We start from the raw sequence: 5493 nt of genomic DNA, 5'->3' as shown, positions 1-5493 counted from the left end.
CATGCACATGCAGTTGCGCAAGATCGTCAAGAATCGTGGTCACTTCCCGAGCGACGAAGCCGCCAGCAAACTGCTGTATCTGGCCTTGCGCAACATTGAAAAGGATTGGAAGATGCCGCCTATCACCTGGCGGCAAGCTGTCAATCAGTTCGCCATNCTGTTCGGTGAGCGATTCACCGCCGCCATCAGCTGAGATTTTTAACCGGCCTCAGCACACGAAATTTCTGACACCTCCGCTGTGCCGAGCTGTGCCGAGCTGTGCCGAGCCGAACCGCGCCAAGCCAAGCCAAGCCAAGCCAAGCCAAGCCAAGCCAAGCCGACGTCATCATGCGTCCGCAAGCTGCCTTGGACAGATTTCTCACGCGTTTGCCTGCTTTATTGGCAAGGTCTATGCTGCACCGCACGGCCGGTTTCGGTATCATCCTGAAAATATTGGCCGCTCGGCGCACCTACCCGGCGCAAGCCGGACAGTCAATGGAGACCGCCTTGTGCGGCTTTCGCCCATCGCCGTACCCTTGGTGAAGCGCGGCTGCAATCACGGTCACGTATTTGCCGTAGCCGATGCATCAGACACGGCGCGGACGCTTCCAAACCGGTAATCCGCTTGACGATCCTGGGCAGATAACCGTCGCTAGGACCGCTTCATTTGCGTTTGCCGCGTGCGTTGGGTCAGCGCTTCTGGCTACGCTTGCCGCCGCGCCTCTCGCAACACCTGTCGCGCCGAATCGCCGCGTCACTGCCCATCGGCCGCAGGCGCGGTAAAATAGCGGATTGCGCTTCATTCTCGTTCGCGGTGAGCGCAGCATCGCCCTTGCCGTGCCGGCCGGCTCGAACGACTGGCCGCCTTTGTTTTCGCACTATCCAAGAAGCCATGAGCAACCTCAACTCACAAACCGTCCTGAGCGTCCATCACTGGACCGATACGCTTTTCAGCTTCACCTGCACGCGCGATCCGTCGTTCCGTTTCGAAAACGGCCAGTTCACGATGGTGGGCCTCGAGGTCGACGGCAAGCCGCTGATCCGCGCTTACAGCCTCGCGAGTGCGAACTACGAAGAACACCTCGAATTCCTGAGCATCAAGGTGCAGGACGGCCCACTTACGTCGCGCTTGCAGCACCTGAAGGTGGGCGACCAGGTGCTGATCGGCAAGAAGCCGGTCGGCACGCTGATGGCCGACAACCTGCTGCCGGGCAAGACGCTGTGGCTGTTGTCCACCGGCACGGGCCTCGCGCCGTTCATGTCGATCATCAAAGATCCGGACATTTACGACCGCTACGAGCGCGTGGTCCTCACGCATACCTGCCGTTTCGTCGATGAACTGGCGTACAAGGAATACATCACCGAGCACCTGCCGGCGCACGAGCACCTCGGCGAGCTGGTGCAAGAAAAGCTGCTGTATTACCCGACGGTCACGCGCGAAGCCTTCCAGAATCGCGGTCGCATCACCGAACTGATCGAAACCGAAAAGCTGTTCGCCGACCTCGGCGTGCCGGGCTTTTCGCTCGAACATGACCGTGTGATGCTGTGCGGCAGCCCGCACATGCTGCGCGACACGCGCAAGCTGCTAGACGACCTGGGCTTCCAGGAAGGCAGCAACAATGCGCCGGGCCATTACGTGGTCGAAAAAGCGTTCGTCGGTTAAGCCGGTTTTTTCGCGGTCCGCACCGCGAATCAAGCGAAAGGAGCCTTCTGGCTCCTTTTTTTTCGCCGTTACAATTCGGCGCACGCTTTTGACATTTCATGTCGGAATTCTTCCTACAAAACTACCACTGCGAATGTCAACCATTGCGTGAAACATCGGCGCTAACCCTTGACGGGCCTGCATTTTTTCTTTTTTTGAGATATGATCGCGGCGCACCGTCAGGCGATTTTATCGCCGTTCATCGTGCGGCCGGCTTGTTACTGAATGTAAATTTCGTTACGTTGATCGGTAGTCATTTGCCGGTCGTAGCATCCGACCCAGCCCATACATGGAGGCCAGAGACCCTTATGCGATCTTTCGTCTTCGCGGCGCCGCTGCGTCATCGTTTTTCTGTCCGCGCCGCTTTCTGAGAGGAAAGTCATGGATACGTCGACTGTCGTCCGACTCACCGCACATTCATCCGCGCCGTTGCCGCGCGATGGTTTCGACGCGTCCGTCTCCCCGGCACCAATGGCGTCATCCTGTGAGCGCGAGCTGGTGCGGTTACGCGCGCGGGTGCGCGAACTCTCCGCCGAACTGGTCAGAGCGCAGGAAGCAGCCTGCCGCCACGTGGCGCGCGAACTGCACGACGGCGTGGGCGCCGAGTTGACCGCGACGCGCTTCGCGCTCGCAGGCGTCGAAACGTGGCTGCCCGCCGACGCTCCCGCGCAATGCTCGGCCGCCCTCGCCGTTGCGAACCGCTCGCTCGACGCCGTCTGCACGGCGACGCGTGAAGCCGTGGCGGAGTTGCACGCGCCGGCGCTCGAAGCGGGCATTGTCGGCGCGCTCGCGCAATGGACCGGCGACTTCGCCGCCCGCACCCAGCTGCGCACGAGTTTCGTCTGCGCGGCCGACGTGCGCCTGACGCGGCTCCCCGCCGACGCGGCGCTGGCCGTGTTCCGCGTCGCCCAGGAAGCGCTGAACAACATCGCCAAACACGCACGCGCCGAATCCGCCGACGTACGGATCGAGACGAGCCGCCGCCATCTGACGCTGATCGTGAGCGACGACGGCGTCGGCGTTTCGCGCAACGCGCATCGGCGAAATGGCCACTTCGGCCTGAGCGGAATGAAGGCGCGCTGCGCCGCCTTCGACGGCACGCTGCGCGTCACTGCCCGCCACGGCCAGAACGGGAGCCGGCGCGGCGATTCCGGCGAAGGATCACGCGGCACGCTCGTGCGTGCGCGCTTCGCGTGGGACGCCATGCTCGCCGACGCGCAGCCCGCCGGACTGCGCGCAGTGCAATCGTGAGCGAGCCGTCATGAGCCTGCGCATTCTGCTCGCCGACGATCACGCCGTGGTTCGTCAGGGCGTGCGTCAATTGCTGCTCGACCGCGGCGTGGCGCGCGAGGTCACGGAGGCGCAAACCGGCGCGCAAGCGCTCGACGCGGTCGCGAGCCACAGCTACGACGTGGTGTTGCTCGACATCTCGCTGCCCGACATGAACGGCGTGGAAGTGCTCAAGCGCTTGAAGCGCAAGGCGCCGCGCGTGGCCGTGCTGATGTTCTCGATGTACCGCGAGGATCAATACGCGGTGCGGGCCCTCAAGGCCGGCGCCGCGGGGTATCTGTCGAAGACCGTCGACGCCGCGCAGATGATCGGCGCAATCCAGCAGGTCGCGGCCGGCCGCAAATACGTGAGCCCGGCGATGGCGGAGGCGCTGGCGGATTACGTCTCTTTCGACGGCGAGCAGTTGCCGCACGAAAAGCTCTCCGACCGCGAATACCAGACGCTGTGCATGCTGGCATCGGGCAAACGGCTGACGGACATCGCCGAAGCGTTGTCGCTGTCGGTGAAAACGGTGAGCGTGTACCGCACGCGTCTGCTCGAGAAGATGAAGCTGCGCAACAACGCGGAGCTCACTTTCTACGTGATGAGTAACCGCCTGGTCGACCTCAATCCGGCGATGGCGGGGTAATCTACCGCGTCGTTCCACGCTGTTACCGCTTTATCGCCTCCGCGCGGCGTCAAACAGCGCGCAGCCCGTCCAATAGCATGTCCCAAAAAGATGCATGGGCGTGCATCCGCTAAAATCGCGGGTTTCCCGACATTCGGCGCGCGACACGCGTGCACTACTGGAGACCCCCGCCAATGTCCCTCTTCCGCAAAAAGAGCGTCGAGCACATGATCGCGACGAGCGCTCAGAACGCCGGCCTGAAAAAAGCGCTCGGCGCGCTCGACCTGACGTTCCTCGGCGTCGGCGCCATCATCGGCACCGGCATTTTCGTGCTCACGGGCACGGGCGCGGTTCAGGCCGGCCCTGCGCTGATGGTCTCGTTCCTGATCGCCGCAGTCGCGTGCGGCTTTGCGGCGCTGGCGTATGCTGAGTTCGCGTCGACAATTCCGGTCGCGGGCTCCATCTATACGTATTCGTACGCAACGCTCGGCGAACTGGCCGCGTGGATCATCGGCTGGGACTTGATGCTCGAATATGGGCTCGCCACCTCGGCTGTTTCCGTCGGCTGGTCCGGGTATCTGCAATCGCTCCTGTCAGGCTTCGGCGTTTCGTTGCCAGTCGCGCTGACGGCGGCACCGGGCGCGCTGCCTGGCCACGAAACGTTCTTCAATCTGCCCGCGTTCCTCGTGATGATGGCGATCACCGCGCTGTTGTCGGTGGGCGTGCGCGAATCCGCGCGGATCAACAACATCATGGTCGCGATCAAGGTAGTCGTGGTGCTGCTGGTGATCGCAGTGGGCGTGTTCCACGTGACGCCGGCCAACTGGCATCCGTTCATGCCGAACGGCTGGAACGGCGTGTTCGGCGCGGCCGCTGTGATGTTCTTCGCGTTCATCGGCTTCGACTCGGTGTCGTCGGCTGCCGAAGAGGTGAAAAATCCGAAGCGCGATCTGCCGATTGGCATCATCGCGTCGCTCGGCGTGTGCGCGGTGTTGTATGTGGCGGTCGCGGCGGTGGTGACCGGCATTGTGCCGTCGGCGCAGTTCGCGAATATTTCGCATCCGGTGTCGTACGCGTTGCAGGTCGCGGGGCAGAAGTGGGTGGCGGGCTTCATCGATCTCGGCGCGGTGCTCGGCATGCTGACCGTGATCCTCGTGATGGCGTACGGGCAGACGCGAGTGATTTTCGCGATGTCGCGCGATGGTTTGTTGCCGGCGCGGCTTTCGCGGGTGCATCCGCGCTTTGCGACGCCGTTCTTCACGACATGGCTTGTCGGCACTTTCTTCGGGCTGATTGGGGCGCTGGTGCCGCTGAACGTGTTGGCTGAACTGATCAACATCGGCACGCTGGCGGCGTTCTCGATGGTGTCGATTGCGGTTCTCGTTTTGCGTAAGACACATCCGGAATTGCCGCGCGCGTTCCGGTGTCCGGGTGTACCGGTGGTGCCGGTGCTCGCTGTCGCGTCGTGTCTGTTTTTGATGGCGAATCTTCAAGCTGTGACGTGGGTTGCTTTTGTGGTTTGGCTCCTTGTCGGGATGGTGATTTATTTTGGGTATTCGCGGCGGCGGTCGCATTCGGCTAGGTAGTTTTTTTGTTGCCTTTGGCGGGGTCTTGGGTTGGGTGCGGTGGGCTTGTTTTTTTGGCCGTTGGCCTTCCTTGAATTCCTAGTGGTCTATTAGTGTTGCCCCTGTGCGGGGCGGCACTTACTTTCTTTGCCGCCGCAAAGAAAGATAAGCAAAGAAAGCGGCTTCACACCGCCAGCTCATAGGTGGATCCCCCGGCTTGGAAGGGGCAGTGGTGCATCTGGAATCTGTGTTCCCGCACACTCCGCGTTAGTGACAAAGCAGTCATTCTTCCGGCGTCGCTTTGCGCGCCGCGGCGGTCGTTCTGAAAACCGCGGGTTCTTTGCTGTCGC

At 62.2% G+C, this 5493-nt stretch carries 4 protein-coding genes and 1 pseudogene; all 5 read left to right on the top strand.

Translation table 11 applies throughout. The features are described from left to right. Window positions 1-193, top strand: a pseudogene (locus tag F759_RS39780) (IS256 family transposase); the annotation flags it as partial. A 678-nt stretch (window positions 194-871) separates the two neighbouring features. Continuing rightward, window positions 872-1642 (top strand): ferredoxin--NADP reductase, encoded by a 771-nt coding sequence (locus F759_RS0135005; RefSeq protein WP_027803861.1) that lies wholly within the window; start codon window positions 872-874, stop codon window positions 1640-1642. 420 nt (window positions 1643-2062) lie between these two features. Further along, window positions 2063-2932, top strand: coding sequence for a sensor histidine kinase (locus F759_RS0135000; RefSeq protein WP_027803860.1), 870 nt, complete (start codon window positions 2063-2065; stop codon window positions 2930-2932). Between the two features lie 10 nt (window positions 2933-2942). Next, complete coding sequence (gene rqpR, locus F759_RS0134995) at window positions 2943-3599, top strand: response regulator transcription factor RqpR (protein ID WP_027803859.1); 657 nt, start codon at window positions 2943-2945, stop codon at window positions 3597-3599. A 173-nt stretch (window positions 3600-3772) separates the two neighbouring features. Next, window positions 3773-5164, top strand: coding sequence for an amino acid permease (locus F759_RS0134990; protein ID WP_027803858.1), 1392 nt, complete (start codon window positions 3773-3775; stop codon window positions 5162-5164). Window positions 5165-5493: the final 329 nt, after the last annotated feature.

It is taken from the genome of Paraburkholderia dilworthii (assembly GCF_000472525.1).
Lineage (GTDB): Bacteria > Pseudomonadota > Gammaproteobacteria > Burkholderiales > Burkholderiaceae > Paraburkholderia > Paraburkholderia dilworthii.
The sequence above is the reverse complement of the archived record's forward strand: the minus strand, read 5'-3'. Positions and strand labels throughout refer to the sequence as shown.